This is a genomic window from Sphingopyxis sp. NFH-91 (assembly GCF_021401285.1).
Taxonomy (GTDB): domain Bacteria; phylum Pseudomonadota; class Alphaproteobacteria; order Sphingomonadales; family Sphingomonadaceae; genus Sphingopyxis; species Sphingopyxis terrae_A.
The window spans coordinates 624937-645451 of sequence record NZ_JACBGA010000002.1 but is presented as its reverse complement, the minus strand read 5'-3'; the positions used below and the strand labels follow the sequence as shown (position 1 = coordinate 645451).

Genomic DNA, 20515 nt, shown 5'->3' with positions numbered 1-20515 from the left:
GCGGCGCCGGTCATGCGCATCGCCGTGCTGAAAGACCTCGCCGCGGGCGAGACCCGTGTCGCTGCGACCCCGGAAACGGTGAAGAAATTCATCGGCCTGGGCGCTGAAGTCGCCGTCGAGAGCGGAGCAGGGGTTACGGCCTCGATCGCCGACGCCGATTACACCGCTGCGGGGGCGAGCCTGGGCAGCCGCGCCGATGTGCTGAAGGGTGCGAACATCATCCTCGGCATTCAGGGCCCCGATCCCAAGAGCCTGTCGGGCTTTGCCGACGGGGCGTGGCTGGCGGCGGGGCTCAACCCGTTCGGCGAGCGCGCCCGCGTTGACGACTATGCCAAGCTTGGCATCGAGGCGCTGGCGATGGAATTCATGCCGCGCATCACGCGCGCGCAGTCGATGGATATCCTGTCCAGCCAGGCAAATCTCGCGGGCTACAAGGCGGTGCTGATGGCGGCAAACGCCTATGGCCGCGCCTTTCCGATGATGATGACCGCCGCCGGCACCGTCAGCGCGGCCAAGGCGTTCATCATGGGCGTCGGCGTCGCCGGGCTCCAGGCGATCGCGACCGCGCGGCGCCTGGGGGCGCAGGTCAGCGCGACCGACGTGCGCTCCGCGACCAAGGAACAGATCCTCAGCCTCGGCGCCAAGCCGATCTTCGTCGAAAGCGTCGCGGGGATCGAGGGCGAAGGTGCGGGCGGCTATGCCACCGAAATGTCGGACGAATATCAGAAGGCGCAGGCCGAGCTGGTGTCGGGACATATCGCCAAGCAGGATATTGTCATCACCACCGCGCTGATCCCGGGGCGCCCCGCGCCGCGGCTGATTTCGGACGCGCAACTCGCGACGATGCGCACGGGCAGCGTGATCGTCGACATGGCGGCCGAAAGCGGCGGCAATGTCGAAGGCTCGGTGGCCGGCGAAACGAAGCAGATCCACGGTGTCACCGTGATCGGCGCAAAGAATATCGCCGCGCTGATGCCCGCCGACACGAGCGCGCTGTTCAGCCGCAACCTGTTCAATTTCCTGTCGGCCTTCTGGGACAAGGAAGCCGGCAAGCCCGTGCTCGACGAGGAAATCGGCAATGCCGTGCGGCTGACGCAGGGCGGCAAGGTCGTGAACGAGCGGCTGCTGGGGTAGGCGTTTCGCTGGACGCGTCCGGCTGACTTTCTTCTGAAACTTTCGCGCGCCAATGGCGTTGCGAATCGGGGTGCGGCGCGATGTGGCACGGGGCCGTTCGGGCCGTTTCAGCAAGGAGATCAGAGGTGACGAAATCCGGCTTGTTCATGAGTGCCATGGTAGCGGCGTTGGCGCTCGGCGGCTGCAACAAGACTCCCGAGCCGCCCAAGGCCGAAACCGAAAGCGGCGCGATGAACGATGTCGTAACCGCGAGCGCCAATCCGCAGGTCGGCGGTGCCGCGATGGCGCCTGACAAGACGATCCTCGCCAATGCCGCTGCCTCTCCGATACTGAGCCAGTTGACCGCGGCGGTGAATCAGGCTGGGCTGGCCGATACGCTCTCGGGGCCGGGGCCTTTCACGCTGTTTGCGCCCAATGACGCCGCCTTTGCGCAGGTTCCCGCGGTCACGCGCGACGGCTGGGCGCGTCCGGCGCAGACGGTGGTGCTTGCCGGCGTGCTCAAATATCATGTCGTGCCGGGCAAGCTGACCGCCGCCGATCTCGCCGCGAAGATCGATGCGGGCGGCGGCAAGGCGGTGCTCAAGACGCTCGACGGGCAGGATCTGACCGCGACCAAATCGGGCGAGGCGATCATCCTGACGAGTGCGAGCGGCAACAAGGCCGCGGTAACGCAGGCGGACGTTGGACAGGCGAACGGTATCGTCCATGTCATCGACGCGGTGCTGCTGCCAAAGATGTAAATTGTCCTGACGCGTAATTATATTTCACAAAGCGCCCGCCATTTCCGGCCTGGAGATGCGCGGGCGTGACTTTTTGACAGCTTTGGAGTCGACAGGCCTTCGCTCCCACGGCAAGAGGTGCCGACGCGGAATCAGCAGGGGAGCGCGCCGTGGATTTCATTTCCATCTTTTCGATTTTCGTCCTGGCCTGTTTCGTCGGCTATTTCGTCGTCTGGTCGGTGACGCCGGCGCTGCACACGCCGCTGATGAGCGTGACCAACGCGATTTCGTCGGTCATCATCGTCGGCGCGCTGATCGCCAGCGCGGCGGCGGGCTCGGCAAGCTCTAAATGGCTCGGCCTTGCCGCGGTCGTGATGGCGAGCATCAATATTTTCGGCGGCTTTGCGGTCACCGGGCGCATGCTCGCAATGTACAAGAAAAAAGAGCGTTAAGGCGCTGCGAACCAAGGATTTGACGGGCCATGGACGGATGGCCCGACGGGGGAATTAGCATGCACGAAGTAGCACCGATCAATCCCTGGGTGGCGCTGGCCTATCTCGCCTCGGGCATCCTGTTCATCCTCGCGCTGCGCGGCCTGTCGAGCCCGGCATCGTCACGGCGCGGCAACCGTTTCGGCATGATCGGCATGACGATTGCGGTCGTCACGACGCTGATTACCCACGCGCCGTGGAAAAGCGGCGACGCCGCGAACAGTTATGTCGGGATCAATGTCACGGCGATGGCGGAGATATTGGGTGCGATCGCGATCGGCGCCATCATCGGCATCGTCATGGCACGCCGGATCGCGATGACCGCGATGCCGCAGCTTGTCGCGGCCTTTCACAGCCTCGTCGGGCTTGCCGCAGTCGCGGTGGCCGCGGCCGCCTACCTCAATCCCGGCGCCTTTCATATCGCCGACGAAATGGGTCAGATTTTCGCGGTCAGCCGGATCGAAATGGGGCTCGGCATCGCCATCGGCGCGATCACCTTTTCGGGCTCGGTCATCGCCTTTCTGAAGCTCAACGGCAATATGTCGGGCGCCCCGATCATGCTGCCCGCGCGGCACGTCATCAACCTCGGCACGCTCGCCGCGATCATCGGCCTTGTCGCCTATTTCCTGACCGACCAGTCGCCGTGGGTTTTCTGGACGATCACCGCATTGAGCTTCCTGATCGGTTTCCTGCTGATCATCCCGATTGGCGGCGCCGACATGCCGGTCGTCGTGTCGATGCTCAACAGCTATTCGGGCTGGGCCGCGGCGGCGATGGGCTTCACGCTCGGCAACACCGCGATGATCATCACCGGCGCGCTCGTCGGTTCGTCGGGCGCGATCCTTTCGTACATCATGTGCCGCGCGATGAACCGCAGCTTCATCAGCGTCATTGCCGGCGGCTTCGGCGCCGACGATTCGGGCGGCGGTGCGGGCGGTTCGAAGGAACAGCGCCCGTGGAAGCCTGGCAGCGCCGAAGACGCGGCCTTCCTGATGAGCCAGGCGGAAAATGTCATCATCGTTCCCGGCTACGGCATGGCAGTGGCGCAGGCGCAGCACGCGCTGCGCGAAATGTCGGACATGCTCAAGAAAGAGGGCGTGAACGTCAAATATGCGATCCATCCGGTCGCGGGCCGCATGCCCGGCCATATGAACGTGCTGCTCGCCGAAGCGAATGTTCCCTATGACGAAGTGTTCGAGCTTGAGGACATCAACGGCGAATTCGCGCAATGCGACGTCGCCTTTGTGATCGGCGCCAACGACGTGACCAACCCGGCGGCCAAGACCGACAAGTCGTCGCCGATCTATGGCATGCCGGTGCTCGACGTCGAAAAGGCGAAGACCGTGCTGTTCGTGAAGCGGTCGATGGGCGGGGTCGGCTATGCCGGCGTCGACAACGACGTCTTCTACATGGACCAGACGATGATGCTGCTCGGCGACGCCAAGAAGATGGCCGACGACATCGTCAAGGCGCTGAGCGGCAGCGGGCACTAGGGCCGAACGCGGCAAGCCGGCGCGCGACGGTACCGATCGTCGCGATGCCATAGCCGTCGGGATCGGGTGCGGCCGCGCGAAAGCGGTTCGCGACATCGTCGAGATCGGCGAGCAAGCGGCTCAGATAGATGTGCGCATCTTCATCGTCGGGGCGCGGGTCGAGCGCGATGGCCTTCATCGCGGCGATCGCCTGCAGCTCGTCCAGCCCGACGTTGCGCCCGGTGCGGCCGTTGGTCCAATAGCCGTCGCCAAGGTGCCGGGCCGCTTCGGCCTCCTGCTCGGCGAGCTGCGCCAGAAAATAGTGCCGGATCGCGTCCATCGCGCCGGTCTGCCGCGTGCGGCGGGCCGCGTCAAAGAAAAGCAGGTGCGATGCCGCGGCGCGCCCGCCGCCTCCAGCCCTGCGGGGCATTGACCCGAATCGTCATCCCGGCGAAGGCCTGGATCTCAACCTCGCGTCGGAAATGGACGGCGAGACCCCGGCCTTCGCCGGGGTAACGATGAAGGGATAGACGTCATCCATGCGCAAAATCGGTTTGATCGGAGGAATGAGCTGGGCATCGACCGAGCTATATTATCGGCACCTCAACAAGGGGCTGCAAAAGCGGGTCGGCACCGGCTGTTCGGCGCCGATCCTGATGGAAAGCCTGAATTATTGCGATCTGTCGCGGCTCTCGACACCCGAGCAATGGGATCATGCGAAGGAGGTGCTGATCGCATCGGCGCGGCGGCTCGAGGCGGCGGGGGCGACGGCGCTGATGATCGCGGCCAATTCGATGCACAAGGTGGCGGACGACGTCGCCGCGGCGATTTCGATCCCGCTGCTCCATATCGTCGACGAAACGGGCGAAAAGATGCGCGCCGACGGCGTGAAGGCGGCGGCAGTGGTCGGCACCCGCAACGTCATGACCGAACCCTGGTTCCGCCAGCGGCTCGTGCGCCACGGCCTGACGCTCGCCCCCTATGACGCGAGCCGCGCCGAGGAGATCGACCGCATCATCTATGACGAGCTGATGCAGGGCAAGGTGACCGAGGATTCGCGCCGGACGATGCGCACCTTCATCACCGACATCGCCAAGCAGGATATTCAGGCGCTCGTCCTGGCCTGCACCGAGCTGGTGATGCTTGTCGATCCCGACGCGAACCTGCTGCCGGTGTATGATACGGCGCGCATCCATGTCGCCGCAGGTGTCGACTGGATATTGGGCGACGCACCCTGATTGCCGGAGGCGCGCGCCGTTACGCGGCGACGCCGTCCGCCACTTTCATCCACTCGGCCAGCGCCGCGCCCGCGCGCTGCGTGTAGGCGAGCTTGCGGTCCTTCTTGCGGACATCCTCCGCAACCGGCGGGAACAGCCCGAAATTGACGTTCATGGGCTGATAGGATGCGGCGTCGGCGCCGCCGGTGATATGGCCGAGCAGCGCACCGAGCGCGGTTTCGGGCGGCGGCGGCGGTAGCGAACGACCGCCGAGCTCGGCGATCGCGAAGCGCGCGGCGACAAGCCCGATCGCGGCGCTTTCGACATAGCCTTCGCAGCCGGTAATCTGACCCGCGAAGCGGATATGCGGCGCCGATTTCAGGCGAAGCTGGCCGTCGAGCAGTTCGGGCGACCGGATGAAGCTGTTGCGGTGAAGACCGCCCAGCCGCGCGAACTCGGCCTTTTCGAGCCCCGGAATGGTGCGGAATAGCTCTACCTGCGCGCCATGCTTCAGCTTGGTCTGAAAGCCGACCATATTCCACAAGGTGCCGAGCGCATTGTCCTGGCGGAGCTGGACGACGGCATAGGGCCAGCGCCCGGTGCGCGGATTGTCCAGCCCGACGCCCTTCATCGGTCCGAAGCGCAGCGTTTCGATGCCGCGTTCGGCCATCACCTCAATGGGCATACAGCCCTCGAAATAGGGCGTGTCCTTTTCCCAGTCCTTGAATTCAGTCTTGTCGCCGTCGATCAGCCCCTGGACGAAGGCATAATATTGATCCTTGTCCATGGGGCAGTTGATATAATCCTTGCCGTCGCCGATCGGCCCGGCCTTGTCCCAGCGGCTCGCCATCCAGGCGATGTCCATGTCGATGCTGTCGCGGTAAACGATGGGCGCGATCGCGTCGAAAAAGGCAAGCGCGTCCTTCCCCGTTGCGACGCCGATGCTCTCCGCGAGGCTGGCGGCGGTGAGCGGTCCCGTCGCGACGATCGTCATGCCCTCGGTCGGCAGTGTGTCGACGCGTTCGCGCACGATCGTGACATTGGGATGCTCGGCAAGCGCTTTGGTGACGCCGCCCGAAAAGAGATCGCGGTCGACCGCGAGCGCCGATCCGGCGGGAACTTTTGTGGCATCGGCTTCGCGCATGATGATCGAGCCCAGGCTGCGCATCTCGCGGTGGAGCAGGCCGACGGCGTTGCTGTCGCCATCATCGCTGCGAAAGCTGTTCGAACACACCATTTCGGCGAGCGTGTCGCCCTGATGCGCCGGGGTCATGTCGCCGCCCCCGCGCATTTCGGACAGACGTACGCGGTAGCCCGCTTCGGCAAGCTGCCAAGCCGCCTCCGACCCCGCGAGGCCGCCGCCGATGATATGAATGTCGTGAGCCACTATACGCTATCCGTTGACTTGTACCTGATCCGCCGCGCAGTAGGCGCCTTGTGAGGAAGATGCAAAGGGGTGGGCGATGAGCGATGAACGGGGGCGGGATCGCGCGCGGTGGATTTGGTGGCTCGCGCTGGCCGGCGGTGTCAGCTTTTTCGTCGCGGTTCATCAGCATTGGCACGGCCCCGCGATCTGGGCGTGGAAGACGAGCGGGGTTGCGCTGCTCGCCTTGTGGGCCGCCGCGAACGCGCGCGGGACCGATGGCCGCCTGATCGCGCTGGCGCTCGGTTTCGGGGCGCTCGGCGACTATCTGCTCGACGCCAGGGGGCTGATCGTCGGCGCGCTGGCCTTTGCCGCGGGGCATGTCACCGCGATCATCCTTTACTGGCGGAACCGGCGCCCGGCACTGTCGGCCCCGCAGCGCGGGCTCGGCTGGCTGACCGTTCCGGCGGCGCTCGTCATCGCCTGGGGGCTGACGCGCGGTGCGCCCGACGGCGCGGCGGCGGTCGGCTATACCGCGCTCGTCGCGGCGATGGCGGCTGCGGCGTGGACGAGCCGTTTTCCGCGCTATCGCACCGGGATCGGCGCGATGCTGTTCCTCGCGAGCGACCTCTTCATCTTCGCCGGGGAAGGCGGTGCGCTTTCGAAGGACGTCACCCTGTGGCTCGTCTGGCCGCTCTACTTTGCGGGACAGGCGCTGATCGCCTGGGGCGTCGTATGGACGCTGGTCAAGGAATAGACGCGGTCACGAGGGCGGTGCCCCATCGCCGATAAGCAGCGCCTCGATATCCGACACCGGACGGTCGGTCATTTCCTTGACATGCTCACCCGCGAGGCGGCGCTGCACTTCCTTGTGCCACAGCGGTCGCAACTCGCCCATCGTGCGCGCGGGCGCGACGATGACGAGATCGTCGAATTCGCCCGCGAGCGCCATCGCGTTGACCTTTTCGCTAAGATCGCGCGCAAAGCGATCTTCCTCCTGCTGGTGGAAATCCGTTTCGTGCATCGTGTCCTGAAACGCCCCAGTAGCCGGAGCGCGGCCCGAGCGGCCCGCGGCGTCGGTCTTGATGTCGCTGTCCTTACGATCCTCGCGTTCGCGATGCGATGCGGTGCGCAGGTCGATCTGATGCTCATCGCCGCGATTGCGCAAAAATAATGCCTTGCGACCGTCTGCGACGAGGACGAGCGTGTCGTGGGGAATTGTCATACCATGGCTCCCTTCTCGGAAAAGCCAACTCATGGGTCTGCGGCGAAGATTCGCCAATCGGGGATATTCCCTAGGCGCGCGAACGGTGCGCGCCGGGCTCATCGCCGTCCCACGCAGCGATCGTCGTGCGGTGGAGCAGGCGGTCGTGACCGTCATAGCCGCCGGTCGCGCGGTGAAGCAGCGAGCGATTGTCCCACATCAGCAGCGTGCCCGCGTCCCACCTGTGACTGTAGCGAAATTCCTCGCGCCCCTGCCAGTGCAGCAGTTCGACGATCAGCGGCAGTGCCTCCGCGTCGTCCATATCCTCGATCCCGATGATATAGCCGGCGCAGCCGAACAGGCCCTCGCGGCCCGTTTCGGGGTGCCTGCGGATGATCGGGTGGGCCTGCGTCGCCATCGCCGCTTCGCCGGGGCGGATGTCCATGCTGCGGCCCTTGTCGTTCGCGCCATACATGCCGGAGGGGGCGTAGCCGCCGCGCGCGCTGTGGATCGCGCGGCGCCCCTCGATCCCGGCTCGCAGCGCGTCCGGCATCGCGGCGAGAGCCGCATGCTGGTTCGCAAATTCGGTGTTGCCGCCAATCGGCGGGATGGTGATGCCGTAAAGACAGGTTCCGGCGGGCGGCCTTGCCTGAAAGCTCCAATCGCTGTGCCAGTTTTCGGCGAACAGCGGCGCGGTTTCGTCGGCGCGGCGCTTGACCGCGATGACGTGCCGGCGCCCCGGAACCGGTGCGATGAAGGGATCGTCGCCGAAGCCGCCGAAATATTGGGTGAACCGCTCCAGATCATCGTCACCCAGCGACTGGCCGGGAAAGGCGAGGACATGATGGTCGAGCCACGCCGCGCGGATGTCGGCCACGACGTCGGCAGAAAGCGGCTGCGTCAGGTCGATGCCGGTGATCGCGGCGCCGCACGCCTGACCGCTGGGGGTGATCGTGAAAGCCATGGCGCGATGCTGCGCCGTTCGCCCGCCGCCGTCAATCGGTGTGCGAAACCGGTGCGCCATCGATCAGCGCGACGGCGCGGATCCAGCCGGCGCTCGCGCGCTCGATCTTCACCGGGAAGCAGGACAGCGTCCAGCCGGTCGGGGGCAGGGCGGCAAGGCCCGTCAGCTTCTCGATCTGGTAATAGGGCCGGATCCGCCCTGCCTTATGGCCTTCCCAGATGATCGTCGGATCGCGCGTTTCGGCCCAGCGTTTCGCCGTGTGGCTGAACGGTGCGTCCCAACTCCACGCGTCGGTGCCGACGACCTTCACGCCGCGCTCGGTGAGATAAAGCGTCGCCTCGGCACCCATGCCGCAGCCCTGATCGGTGAAATTGTCGGTACCATAGATCGCGCCCGACTGGACGAGCACGATGTCGAACGGCTGAAGGGTGTGGCCGATCCGCGCCAGTTCGGCCTCCACCTCGGCCGCGCTGACGACATGGCCTGCGGGACGATCCGAAAAGTCGAGTTTGACGCCGGGCCGGAAAAAGAGGTCGAGCGGCGCCTCGTCGATGCTGGGTGCAGGCGTGGCGCCCGCATCGGTCGTCGAATGGAAATGCCACGGCGCATCCATATGCGTGCCGTTGTGCGTGCTCAAAGTCAGGCTTTCGACCGCCCAGCCTTCGCCATCGGGAAGGTCCTCCTTCACGAGTCCCGGAAAGAACATCGCAATCTGTTCCCACGTCGTCTCGTGGGTCATGTAGCTGATTTGCGGGCGCATCACCGGCGGGTCGGAGATGACGTCGTTGGTGATCGGGATCGAAAGGTCGATGAACTGCATGGCCCGCAATCTGCCACCGATAAGCCGCCGCGCCAAGCGAAGGCTTGCGCGCCGTCGGACGCCCGCTAGAAACGGTGGCAAGCCCGAACCGGGGCAGGGGAGAGTATATGACCGACGCAGCCGCCGTCGCCGATCATGGTGCGGTCTATGAGCCGACCGCGAATGATATTCGCATGGTCATCGCCGCATCGTCGGCGGGCACCATTTTTGAATGGTATGATTTCTTCATCTACGGTACGCTCGCCGCGATCATTGGCAAAGCCTTTTTCCCCAGCGACAACGCCACGCTGGAGGTGCTGCTGGTGTGGGCCGGCTTTGCCGTCGGCTTCGGCTTCCGGCCGCTCGGTGCGGTGCTGTTCGGCTTTCTCGGCGACCGGCTGGGGCGCAAATATACCTTTCTCGTCACCGTCACCCTGATGGGGATCGCCACCGCCGGGGTCGGCATGATCCCCTCGGCGGCAACGATCGGCATCGCGGCACCGATCATCATCATCCTGCTGCGCATATTGCAGGGATTGGCGCTCGGCGGGGAATATGGCGGCGCGGCGGTCTATGTCGCCGAACATTCGCCGCCCGAACGGCGCGGTTTCTATACCAGCTTCATCCAGGCGAGCGTCGTCGGGGGTTTCGTGCTCAGCCTGATCGTCGTGCTATCGTGCAAGGCGGCGATGCCCGCCGATGTCTGGGAAAGCTGGGGCTGGCGCGTGCCATTCCTGCTGTCGCTGCTGCTGCTCGCGATTTCGCTGTGGATGCGGCTCAAACTCTCCGAAAGCCCGGTGTTCCAGGCAATGAAGGAAGAGGGGGAGATCGCCAAGAATCCGCTGAAGGAATGCTTCACCTATCCCGGCAACCCCAATCGCATCTTCGTTGCGCTGTTCGGGATTGCGGCGGGGCTGACCGTCATCTGGTACACTGCGATGTTCTCCGGCCTCGCTTTCCTGAAGGGCCCGATGAAGGTCGACGATACCGCGGCCGAGGTCATCGTTGGCCTAGCCGCCGCGCTCGGTATGGGATTTTTCATCTGGGCGGGCAAAATGTCGGACCGGATCGGGCGCAAGAAGCCGATCGTCTGGGGCTATGCGGTGACGCTGTTCGTGCTTTTCCCGCTCTTCTGGATGATGGGCGCAGTTGCCAATCCTGCGCTCAAGGAGGCGGCGGCAAAGGCGCCGGTCGTCGTGACCGGCAGCCAATGTTCCTACAATCCCTTCGAACAGAAGCAGCAGACGACGGCTTGCGGCCGCACGATTGCCGAACTCACCAAGCTGGGCGTGCCCTATAAGGTGCAGCCGTCGGGAAGCGGCTTCGACAGCGTGAAAATCCATATCGGCGGCCGCGAGGTCGCCAGCGAAGATCCGGCGCTACTGCGGCCAGCGCTCGAGGCGATGGGCTATAGCTTCGACAAGCAGGTACCGGGGGTCGGCAGCCTCGCGGTGATCCTGCTCGCGCTGCTCGGCCTCAGCGCGCTGTCGGGCTTTACCTATGGCCCCGTCGCCGCCCTGCTCGCCGAGATGTTCCCGCCGCACGTGCGCTATTCCTCGCTGTCGATCCCCTATCATATCGGCACCGGCTATTTCGGGGGCTTCCTCCCGTTCATCGCCAGCCTGATCGCCGCAGTGACGGGCAATGCCTATGCGGGCCTGTGGTACACATGGGGCGTCGTGCTCGTCGCTTTCCTGGTCGCCGCCTTCATGCTCAAGGAGCCCGTGCCCGGCGAATGGGACAAGCGCGCCGCCGACGCCTGAACGGGCATTGGCGGCGGGTTCGTTCCGGGCTAGGGCGAAGCGATGATCGACATTGCTTCGCCGCTCCGGCTCCGTCTCGATTCAGCCGCGCTCGTCCATAACTGGCGCTGGCTGGCCGATCGCAGCGGCCCGGCGGCGTGCGGCGCGGCGGTGAAGGCCGATGGCTATGGCCTCGGTGCCGGCGCCATCGTGCGCCATCTTGCGGTGGCGGGATGCCGGCATTTCTTCGTCGCGACCTGGGCCGAAGCGGCGGCGCTGATGCCCTTGCCTGCGGGCGTGTCGCTATCGGTGCTGCACGGCGTTGGCGCGACCGACATGGTCGCCGCGCGCACGCTGCCCGCGCGTCCTGTGCTGGCGAGCGTCGAACAGTTGACGCGCTGGCGCGCGGCAGGCGAAGGCCGTCCGTGCGACGTGATGATCGACACCGGGATGAACCGGCTCGGCCTGCGTGTCGAAGAGGCGCTGGGCGGGGCGCTCGACGGGCTCGGCATCGTCAATCTGCTCAGCCATCTCGCTTCGGCGGACGAGGACAGCGCGCAAAATGCGCGGCAGCTTGCGGCCTTCCGCGCGGTGCGCAGCCAGATTCCGGCGCAGCGTTATAGCCTTGCGAACAGCGCCGGCATTTGCCTCGGCCTCGACTATGCCTTCGACCTGACGCGTCCCGGTCTTGCGCTCTATGGCGGTTTACCGCGCGGCGAGGCGGCCGGGCACATCCGGCAGGTCGCCTATCCCGAAGCGCGCGTGCTGCAGGTGCGGATTGTCCCGGCGGGCGAAACGGTGGGCTATGGCGCCACCTGGACCGCCCCGCGGCCCACGCGGGTGGCGGTGGCGAACCTCGGCTATGCCGACGGCTATCTGCGCTGTCACGCCGGAACCGGCGGTGCGACATGGGAGGGTAGCGCCCTGCCACTGATCGGCCGCGTCTCGATGGATCTCACCGCCTTCGACGCAAGCGCCGCCGAAGGCATAGGCGAGGGCGACTGGCTGGCGCTGGACTATGACCTGCCGGCAACCGCCGCCGCGAGCGGACTGTCGCAATATGAACTGCTGACGGGGCTGGGCGCGCGGTTTGCCACAGCTTAGGGGCATCCGTCGACGCTCGGAAGCATGCCCGGTGCTTATCTAAAAAAGGCTCCCCGGTGTAGCCGGGGAGCCTCATTGTTTACGGAGAAGGCGATCAGAACTTTACCGTCGCGCCTGCCCGCACATAGCGTCCAAGAAGCCCGCGGAAGTAAGTAATCGTACCGCCGCTCGCTGGATAAGGGTACGGCGGCTGCTTGTCGAACACGTTATCGACGTTCACCTGAAATTCGAAACGCTCATCCACATCGAAGTTGACGCCCATATTTACGAAGATCACGCTCGGAATGTTGTTGAGGCCATCCGGATAATAATCATCCGGTACCTGCGTATCGATCTTCGCCTTGCCGATGTATGACAGCTGTGTGAACAGGTTGAACGCCGGCTCCGAATAATTGATGGTCAGAACACCTTTGTGCTTCGAATAGCCGATGCTGCCGTCCGTACGCGACTTGGCCGAATTGGCGTCCGCGCGGGTACTCAACTCGTCAAGATATTGATACGACAGGTTGATCCCGATTTGACCGTCCGACGAGATCGCAGGGACTGGGAGGCGATAATCGATAGCTGCCAGATAGCCTTTGTAGCGAAGCTGCGCGGAATTGAAGTAGCCCGTCTCGATAAAGGTGATCTGGCCGTCGTTCTGCGATCCATCGCCAACGAACGGATTACGAGTGACGCGGTCGCAGAACTCATTGCTCGGAAAATCGGCCGAATCGTAGCAATTTGCAACGACTTGGTCACCCGACAACTCGCTGATCACGTCCTTGAGCTTGATATCGACATAGTCAACGCTCGCACGAAAACGCGGGATGAAGGAGGGTTCGAGAACGACGCCGACAGTCCAGCTGTTCGCTTTCTCGTTGTTGAGCGACGGATTGCCGGCAATCGCTTGCTTGAACGATCGGCTGCTCGACAACGAGCTGAAGTCGCCCGGCAGGCCTAGCGCAGCGCAATTTGCTGCGCGGGTCGCCGGATCCGGGCCGTTGTTCACATTGGCTTCGTCGCACGGATCATCAGCAAAACCGAAGAAATCACTCGACGGATTAAAGGCCTCGGTGATTGCGGGCGCGCGGATCGACCGCGTGAAGTTGCCGCGGATCGTGAAATCCTCGATCGGCTTTACGCGACCGCCAAGCGTCCACGTGAAATCACCGCCCGCGATCGAGTGATCGACCCAGCGGCCTGCCGCTTGAACTTCAAGCAGGTTAATAAAAGTTCCGGTCGAAGGGCTGATCAACTCGGCACGGATTTCACCGGAAACTTCGTCGGTATTGAATTTACCGATAACGGGCTGGATCGGAACCGAACGGCCGTAGCTTGCATAGGTGCCATCGCTCTGAAGCTCGCCACGGAAATAGGCTCCTGGATCGAAATTCTGTGACTCCTCGCGATGTTCATAGCCAACGGCGATTGAGAAATCGCCCCCCGGCAACCTGAACAGCGGACCCGAAAGAGAGGCGCTGAACACCTTCTGCTTGTTGAGCGAAACCGGTCGCGCGATCGCCGACACATAGTCCAGCGCCTCCTGAGATATACGTCCCGTGCCGAACAGATTCAACGGAGCGCAGGTGCTGCTGACCGTTTGGATAGTCGCATTGGTATAGCCCGGACGACAGACGATGTTGCCGCTACCATCAAGGACGGCATCGACAGCGTTTTCGAAATTCTGCTGCACGAGCTCTCGCGAATAGCCGGAGGTCTTCGACCGGCCGTAATTGCCAACAACTTCCCAGTTCCAAGTGCCTGCAAGCGCGTCGAACGATCCGTCGAAGCCAGCGACGAAGCGCATGACTTCGACCTCGCCGGTGGAGTTGCCGGTGGCCAAATCAGTATTTGCACGGCCGAGATAGAAATAATTCTGCGTCACACCCAGGAAATTTTGATCAGAGAACGGGTTGTTATCGATCGAGTTCTGGATTGCCGCGCGGGCCGCATCCGAAAGGAACGGGTTGTTGATGCTAACGATGATGTTGCCGTCGGGGGTGCCCGCCGCATCGAACAGTGCCGAGTTGTAGACGGGTTGATCGCGCAGGTTGCGACCCTTGCTATTCGAATACCACGCCTCACCGAAAAAGCGGACCGAATCGGACATCTGATACTTCGTCGTAGCGATACCGCTATAACGACGCGTTTCTGACAAGAGGTTCGAGGTGGGAACGAGGCTGAAGCCGTTGCCGCCCGCAAAGTCGATGCCAAACGAGCCCGGGCGACCGGCGTATGTACCGAAGTTGATCGGGATCAAGTTCCCGTTTTCGTCGAAGCGAAGCTGGTCGCCTGCACCATTCGAAACAGCACCGTTAAAACCGGCGGGCAGGCCGAACAACGGACCCTGATAATCGGGGAAATTGAAATCAAGGCCATAGTCAGCAAGGCCGACAATGGGCGTACCCGATTCCGAAATGGATGGAAGTCGACGATCGGCGTAAAGCTGCTGTGAGAAGCCCCGGCTGGGATCGCTGGCGTTGCGGAAGAAAAGGCCACTTGCAAAAAGCGGGCGGTCAACGCCGGTTAGGCCTTCACCCTTATTGTATTCCCCCGAAAGCGTGATGTTGCCGCGACCATCGGCAAAATTATATCCGGCAAGAGCGCGGAAGCGATAGTTGGCCGCGTCGCCACGCGTGGTCAAACCGTATTGGCCGTCGATTTCGAGGCCTTGGTAATCTTGCTTTAGGATAACGTTGATCGTGCCAGAGATGGCATCCGAACCATAAATTGGCGCGCCTCCGACGGCGATCGTTTCAACCCGCTCGATCAATTTGGTCGGGATTACGTTAAGGTCGACTTGGCTACCGGCGCCGGTCGGACCGAAAATGGAAGCGGTGTTCGAACCGACGAAACGACGACCATTGACGAGCGTCAGGGTGCGTTGCGATCCGAGCCCCAGGAAGTTTACAAAGCTTTGGCCTTGGCCGAATCCGGACTGGCCGCCGACAGGCGATGAGCCTGGAACACCGAAGGAGGGTTGTTCGTTGAGCGCTTGGCCCAGCGTTTCGAATCCGCGAGCCTCGATATCCGCAGACGAAACGACAACCGACGGTTCTACGGTGTCGAAATTAGCGCGCGCAATGCGCGAACCAGTAACGATGATCGCGCCGCCGTCATTGGCTGGCGTCGACGCCTCATCCTTGTCGCAGACTCCGTTATCGTCGGTGTCAGCGCAATTGGTGGACGTTTCCTGTGCGAAAGTGGGCTGGCTTGCAGAAATGGCCACTGCAAAGGCAGCGACACCCATAAGCAGGTGCGACTTATTCATAGATAACTCCCCGGTTGCCCGTTCACAAAATTTCGATGAACGGCTTGCGATCAAGAAAGACGGAAAGAGCAGCATGCACAAGCCCTTGAAGGCAATTTTCTTACACCCGCGGGGGGGAACATCATTAGTTGTGTCTTTTCAGCAACAGGCGCGCACGCATACACGATCCCGTTGATACTAATTTGCGTATCCGCGAACGAAATTTATCCCGCGCTTGCGGGAGCAAATTGGCGAATGATGACGAAAAATACGTAACTTTTGAAACTAAGTTGCCAATGGCGATCACGCGATGGATATAGGCGTAGTCGCACAATGCTGCGTTCTGTATCGATTTTTCAGCTATTAGAAACGGTGATGCGGCACCCTGACCTCGCGGCGTGTGACCGAATCATCCCCACCGACTGCACTTATGTTGCGGCGCGTCATGGATTGATGCTAATGCCGGACTTTGTCACATCGGTGCCGCGGCAAGCGATCGCGCGCCGCGCCGGAAGAGGAGCCGCCGCAGCATGGCCAAGTCCAAAACGACCGCCGAGGGCGACGTCGTTACGATCAAGAAATATGCGAACCGGCGGCTCTATGACACCGAACGCAGCTGTTACATCACGCTCGACGATCTGGGCGCCATGGTGCGCGAGGGGCGCGAATTTCGGGTCGTCGATGCCAAAAGCGGCGACGATATCACGCATAATGTGCTCACCCAGATCATCATGGACACCGAAACGCGCGGCGAAACGCTGCTGCCGGTCAATTTCCTGCGCCACCTGATCGGCATGTACGGCGACAAGATGCAGTCGATGGTGCCCCAATATCTGGAAGCGTCGATGACCGCGTTCCGCAAGAACCAGCAGGATGTGCGTGCCGCGTTCGAGGGCGCGCTGGGATCGAGCCCGCTCGCCGAGCTGACGCGCCGCAACATGGAAATGTTCCAGCAGGCGGCGGGCGCCTTCATCCCGGGTGTCGGCGGCGGCAAGGCCAGGGATGCCGAAATTGCCGCGCTCAAGGCCGAAATCGCCGACCTCAAGGCCGAGCTCGCCAAAAAGAAGTGACACATCGGGGCCTCTCCCGCCCCCAGCACAGAAAACAGGACAGATGATCAAGCATGCGCTCAGCGTAACCCGTCAGGCCGACTTCGCGGCCTGGTATCAGGATGTCATTGCCGAAGCCGACCTTGCCGAGGAATCGGGCGTACGCGGCTGCATGGTCATCAAGCCGTGGGGCTATGGCATCTGGGAACGGATCCAGACGGTAATGGACGCCGCGATCAAGTATGCGGGGGTTCAGAACTGCTATTTCCCGCTTTTCATTCCCTTGAGCTTCTTTGAGAAGGAAGCCGACCATGTCGATGGTTTCGCGAAGGAAATGGCGGTCGTCACGCATCACCGCCTGATCGGTGACGGCAAGGGCAAACTGGTCCCCGACCCCGAGGCGAAGCTCGAGGAGCCGCTGATCGTTCGCCCGACCTCGGAAACCGTGATCGGCGCCGCGATGAGTCGCTGGGTGCAGAGTTGGCGCGATCTGCCGCTCAAGGTCAATCAGTGGGCGAATGTCGTGCGCTGGGAAATGCGCACGCGCATGTTCCTGCGCACCAGCGAATTTCTGTGGCAGGAAGGCCATACGGCGCACGCCGACGAAGGCGATGCGATGGCCGAGACGCTGCGCGCGCTCGAAATGTATCGCAGCTTTGCGGAGGACGTCCTCGCCATGCCGGTGATCGCGGGTGAAAAGCCTGAGAACGAACGCTTCCCCGGCGCCGTCGCGACCTATTCGATCGAGGCGATGATGCAGGATGGCAAGGCGCTGCAGGCCGGCACCTCGCATTATCTCGGTACCGGTTTCGCCGAGGCGGCAAATATCCGCTATCAGGACAAGGACGGCGGCCACAGCCTTTGCCATACGACGAGCTGGGGTGTGTCGACGCGCATGATCGGTGGCGTCATCATGACGCATGGCGACGACGATGGCCTCCGCTGTCCGCCGCGCATCGCGCCGCACCAGATCGTCATCGTGCCGATGCTGCGCGACAATGAAGAGGATGCCGCGATCCTTGATTATTGCCGCGACCTCGAGATGAAGCTGAAGGCGCTCGACGCGTTCCGCGAACCGGTGCGCGTGCTGCTCGACACCGGCGCGAACAAGGCGCAGACCAAGCGCTGGGGCTGGGTCAAGAAGGGCGCGCCGATCATCGTCGAGGTCGGCCCGCGCGACGTCGCGGGCGGCAATGTCGCGGTCATCCGCCGCGACCGATTGTATCAGGAGAGCGGCAAGCTCGACACCGCCTTCGTCGCCAAAGACGCCTTCGTCGCCGAAGCCGCGACTATACTTCAGGCGATCCAGCAGGGGCTTTATGCCGACGCGAAGGCGCGCCTCGACGCCAACATCCGCCGGGACGTCACCGACCTTGCGGCGCATTTCGGCGGTGACGACAAATTCGTCGGCTGGGCCGAGGTGCAATGGTCGCGTCCGACGGGCGCCGCGCTCGAAGGGATCGTTGAGCAGTTGAAAGCGTTGAAGCTGACGATGCGTAACACTCCCCTCGACGCCGCGCCCGCCGACGGCGCCTGCTTCTTCACCGGCGAGCCCGCGGTCGAACGCGTGCTCATCGGGCGGACCTATTAATTGGCAAAGGCGCCGAAGCGGCCGCAGCCGACAGGTCTGCCCTCGCGCGAGCAGATATTGCGTTTCATCGAGGACAGCCCCGGTGCGGTGGGCAAGCGTGAGATTGCCAAGCATTTCGCGCTGCGCGGTGCCGACAAGATCGCGCTGAAGGCGCTGCTCAAGGACATGACCGACGAAGGCGTCGTCGACATGGCCCCGGGGCGGGCGTTCCACAAGCATGGCGGCCTTCCCAAAGTCACCGTGCTGCGCGTTGCCGCGGTCGAGGGCGATACGGTCTGGGCGGTACCCGACCGCTGGGAAGGCAGCGGCCCGGCGCCGCGCCTGCGCGTGATGGAAAAGGGGCGCCCCAATCGTTCAGGAACGCGCGCGCTCGGCGTCGGCGACCGTATCCTTGCCCGAACCGAGGAGCGTGGCACCGGTCATGTCGCGCATCCGATGAAAAAGCTCCAGTCGGGCGGTGAAAGCGTGATCGGCGTGCTCGTTGCCGATACCGGCCCCGGCGGCAAGCCGATGACCTGGCTGCGTCCCGCCGACAAGCGCGCGCGGTTCGACTTCGCCGTGGCCGACATGGGCGATGCGGCAATCGGCGACCTGGTCCGGGCGGAACTGTCGGGACGCGGCCCGGCGACCAAGGCGCGCGTGATCGACCGCATCGGCGACCCTTTCGCGCCGCGCTCGCTCAGCATGATCGCGATTGCGAAGCACGATATCCCGCATCTGTTCGGCGACGAGACGCTTGCCGAGGCCGAGCGCGCCGCGACGCTGCCACTGACGCCCGAGGGGCGCGAGGATCTGCGCGATCTGCCGATCGTCGCGATCGACCCCGCCGATGCGCGCGACCATGACGACGCGGTGTGGGCGATCCCTGACGAGGATCCCGGCAACAAGGGTGGGTGGAAGGCGATCGTCGCGATCGCCGACGTCAGCTATTATGTCCGCCCCGACGGTGCGCTCGACCGCGAGGCGCGGCGCCGCGGCAACAGCGTCTATTTCCCTGACCGCGTCGTTCCGATGCTGCCCGAAACACTGTCGGCGGGCGTCTGCTCGCTGAAAGCAGGGCAGGACCGCGCGGCGATGGCGTGCCACCTGACCGTCGACAAGCATGGCAAGGTGACGTCATGGCGTTTCACCCGCGCGCTGGTGCGGCTGCGTGCCAACATCGCCTATGAACGCGCGCAGGCGGCCTATGATGCGGACGCGCCCGACAAGGACTGGGACGCCGACGTGATGCCGGCGCTCCGCCACCTCTGGGGCTGCTGGACCTGGCTCGCCAAGGCGCGCGCGGCGCGCTCGCCGCTCGACCTCGATCTGCCCGAACGGCAGGTGATTCTCGACGCGCAGGGCAATATCGCCGAAATACGCGTGCGCGAACGGCTCGACGCGCACCGGTTGATCGAGGATTATATGATCGCGGCCAATGTCGCGGCGGCGAAGGCGCTCGAGGCGAAGAAATCGCCGGTGATGTATCGCATCCACGAACCGCCGAGCCGCGAAAAGCTGGTCAGCCTGAAGGAATATCTCAAAAGCTTCGAACAAAGCTTCGCGCTGGGACAGGTGATCACGCCGGCGGTGTTCAACCGCCTGATCGACGGCTTTTCGGGCGACGACCGATTGCCAGAAATCATGGAGGCGATCCTGCGCAGTCAGACACAGGCCTATTATGGCCCCGCCAATGCGGGCCATTTCGGCCTCGCGCTTGGCAGCTACGCGCATTTCACCTCACCGATCCGCCGTTATGCCGATCTGCTCGTCCACCGGGCGCTGGTCGACAGCTATCGTCTCGAAGTGCCCGGCAAGCCCAAGGGCCTGCCCGAGCGCAGCGGGCTCGGCGAGGCCGACCAAAAGGGCTTTTCGCGCATCGGCGAGGCGATCAGCGGGCTCGAACGCCGCGCGATGGAGGCCGAGCGCGAGACGGTCGACCGCTATGTTGCCGCCTATCTTGCGGGCAAGGTGGGCGAAATCGTGCCGGCGCGGATAACCGGGGTGCAGCCGTTCGGCTTCTTCGCGACCGTCAATGGCCTCGGCGGCGACGGACTGGTGCCCGTCTCGATGCTCGGCAGCGAGCGGTTTTTCTACGATGAAGCCGCGCGCACGCTCGACAGCGAGCATGGACGGGTCAGCTATAGCGTCGGCCAGCGGCTCGATCTCAGGCTGATGGAGGCGAACCCGGTCAGCGGCGCGCTGCGTTTCGAATTGCCCGACGCGCCCGAAGGCGGCTTCCGCAATCGACCGCCGCGCCGCGACGGTGTGAAGAAGGCGGGCAAGCATGCGGTCGGTAAACGCGGACGGCCCGGCAATATCCGCCATCAAGGCAAGCGCCGATAATCGTCCCTCGTCATTGCGAGGAGCGCAGCGACGAAGCAATCTCCAGCGTGCCACCTTCCGCAACGCGGAAAGCCGGAGATTGCCTCCTTGCCTTCGGCTTCTTGCACTG

17 protein-coding genes are annotated in these 20515 nt (G+C 63.7%); 11 read left to right on the top strand and 6 right to left on the bottom strand.

The genetic code is table 11. The features are described 5' to 3' along the window. The first annotated feature begins 12 nt into the window (after positions 1-12). The 4 genes from L0963_RS08075 to L0963_RS08060 all read left to right on the top strand — a co-directional run bounded on the left by L0963_RS08075 (position 13) and on the right by L0963_RS08060 (position 3837). Positions 13-1134 carry an NAD(P) transhydrogenase subunit alpha gene (locus tag L0963_RS08075; protein WP_062902327.1) on the top strand — a complete coding sequence of 374 codons (1122 nt, stop codon included), beginning with the start codon at positions 13-15 and terminating at the stop codon, positions 1132-1134. Positions 1135-1259: 125 nt separating this feature from the next. Beyond that, entirely contained in the window at positions 1260-1874 is a 615-nt protein-coding gene (locus tag L0963_RS08070; RefSeq protein ID WP_234179091.1) for a fasciclin domain-containing protein, read from the top strand. A gap of 149 nt (positions 1875-2023) precedes the next feature. Then, positions 2024-2305, top strand: coding sequence for a proton-translocating transhydrogenase family protein (locus tag L0963_RS08065; protein ID WP_003051219.1), 282 nt, complete (start codon positions 2024-2026; stop codon positions 2303-2305). Positions 2306-2364: 59 nt separating this feature from the next. Then, entirely contained in the window at positions 2365-3837 is a 1473-nt protein-coding gene (locus L0963_RS08060; RefSeq protein WP_217373364.1) for an NAD(P)(+) transhydrogenase (Re/Si-specific) subunit beta, read from the top strand. On the opposite strand, the gene L0963_RS08055 is transcribed toward L0963_RS08060, so the two are convergent. Beyond that, the gene (locus L0963_RS08055; protein ID WP_234179089.1) at positions 3809-4156 is read right to left on the bottom strand and encodes a hypothetical protein; all 348 of its coding nucleotides are present in this window, start codon (positions 4154-4156) and stop codon (positions 3809-3811) included. The two genes, L0963_RS08060 and L0963_RS08055, sit on opposite strands and share 29 nt — an antisense overlap. Positions 4157-4355: 199 nt before the next feature. Between L0963_RS08055 and L0963_RS08050 the strand changes: the two genes are divergently transcribed. Then, positions 4356-5054 carry an aspartate/glutamate racemase family protein gene (locus tag L0963_RS08050; protein WP_234179088.1) on the top strand — a complete coding sequence of 233 codons (699 nt, stop codon included), beginning with the start codon at positions 4356-4358 and terminating at the stop codon, positions 5052-5054. A gap of 19 nt (positions 5055-5073) precedes the next feature. Here the strand turns inward: L0963_RS08050 and trmFO are convergent, their stop codons facing one another. Next, the gene (gene trmFO / locus L0963_RS08045) at positions 5074-6423 is read right to left on the bottom strand and encodes a methylenetetrahydrofolate--tRNA-(uracil(54)-C(5))-methyltransferase (FADH(2)-oxidizing) TrmFO (RefSeq protein ID WP_234179121.1); all 1350 of its coding nucleotides are present in this window, start codon (positions 6421-6423) and stop codon (positions 5074-5076) included. A 73-nt stretch (positions 6424-6496) separates the two neighbouring features. Between trmFO and L0963_RS08040 the strand changes: the two genes are divergently transcribed. Then, complete coding sequence (locus L0963_RS08040; RefSeq protein WP_234179087.1) at positions 6497-7153, top strand: lysoplasmalogenase; 657 nt, start codon at positions 6497-6499, stop codon at positions 7151-7153. A 6-nt stretch (positions 7154-7159) separates the two neighbouring features. Here L0963_RS08040 and L0963_RS08035 read toward each other — a convergent pair whose 3' ends face one another. The 3 genes from L0963_RS08035 to L0963_RS08025 form a co-directional block, all read right to left on the bottom strand. Continuing rightward, positions 7160-7621: a host attachment family protein gene (locus tag L0963_RS08035; protein WP_234179086.1), complete on the bottom strand. Its 462-nt coding sequence runs from the start codon at positions 7619-7621 to the stop codon at positions 7160-7162. 70 nt (positions 7622-7691) lie between these two features. Beyond that, the gene (locus L0963_RS08030; protein WP_234179085.1) at positions 7692-8564 is read right to left on the bottom strand and encodes a TauD/TfdA dioxygenase family protein; all 873 of its coding nucleotides are present in this window, start codon (positions 8562-8564) and stop codon (positions 7692-7694) included. A gap of 31 nt (positions 8565-8595) precedes the next feature. Next, the gene (locus L0963_RS08025) at positions 8596-9384 is read right to left on the bottom strand and encodes a cyclase family protein (protein WP_234179084.1); all 789 of its coding nucleotides are present in this window, start codon (positions 9382-9384) and stop codon (positions 8596-8598) included. 107 nt (positions 9385-9491) lie between these two features. On the opposite strand from L0963_RS08025, the gene L0963_RS08020 reads away from it, so the two are divergent. Together L0963_RS08020 and alr are read left to right on the top strand one after the other, a co-directional pair. Further along, positions 9492-11126, top strand: a complete 1635-nt coding sequence (locus L0963_RS08020) for an MFS transporter (RefSeq protein WP_234179083.1) — start codon at positions 9492-9494, stop codon at positions 11124-11126. Between the two features lie 42 nt (positions 11127-11168). Further along, complete coding sequence (gene alr, locus L0963_RS08015; RefSeq protein ID WP_234179082.1) at positions 11169-12209, top strand: alanine racemase; 1041 nt, start codon at positions 11169-11171, stop codon at positions 12207-12209. A 94-nt stretch (positions 12210-12303) separates the two neighbouring features. Here alr and L0963_RS08010 read toward each other — a convergent pair whose 3' ends face one another. Beyond that, complete coding sequence (locus L0963_RS08010; RefSeq protein ID WP_234179081.1) at positions 12304-15462, bottom strand: TonB-dependent receptor domain-containing protein; 3159 nt, start codon at positions 15460-15462, stop codon at positions 12304-12306. 509 nt (positions 15463-15971) lie between these two features. Here L0963_RS08010 and phaR point away from each other — a divergent pair. Genes phaR through L0963_RS07995 form a run of 3 tightly spaced genes read left to right on the top strand, consistent with a single transcriptional unit; the run spans position 15972 to position 20406 of the window. Then, positions 15972-16511, top strand: a complete 540-nt coding sequence (gene phaR, locus L0963_RS08005; protein WP_186403202.1) for a polyhydroxyalkanoate synthesis repressor PhaR — start codon at positions 15972-15974, stop codon at positions 16509-16511. A gap of 43 nt (positions 16512-16554) precedes the next feature. After that, entirely contained in the window at positions 16555-18081 is a 1527-nt protein-coding gene (gene proS, locus L0963_RS08000; RefSeq protein WP_234179079.1) for a proline--tRNA ligase, read from the top strand. Continuing rightward, complete coding sequence (locus L0963_RS07995; protein WP_234179077.1) at positions 18082-20406, top strand: ribonuclease R family protein; 2325 nt, start codon at positions 18082-18084, stop codon at positions 20404-20406. Positions 20407-20515 lie beyond the last annotated feature (109 nt).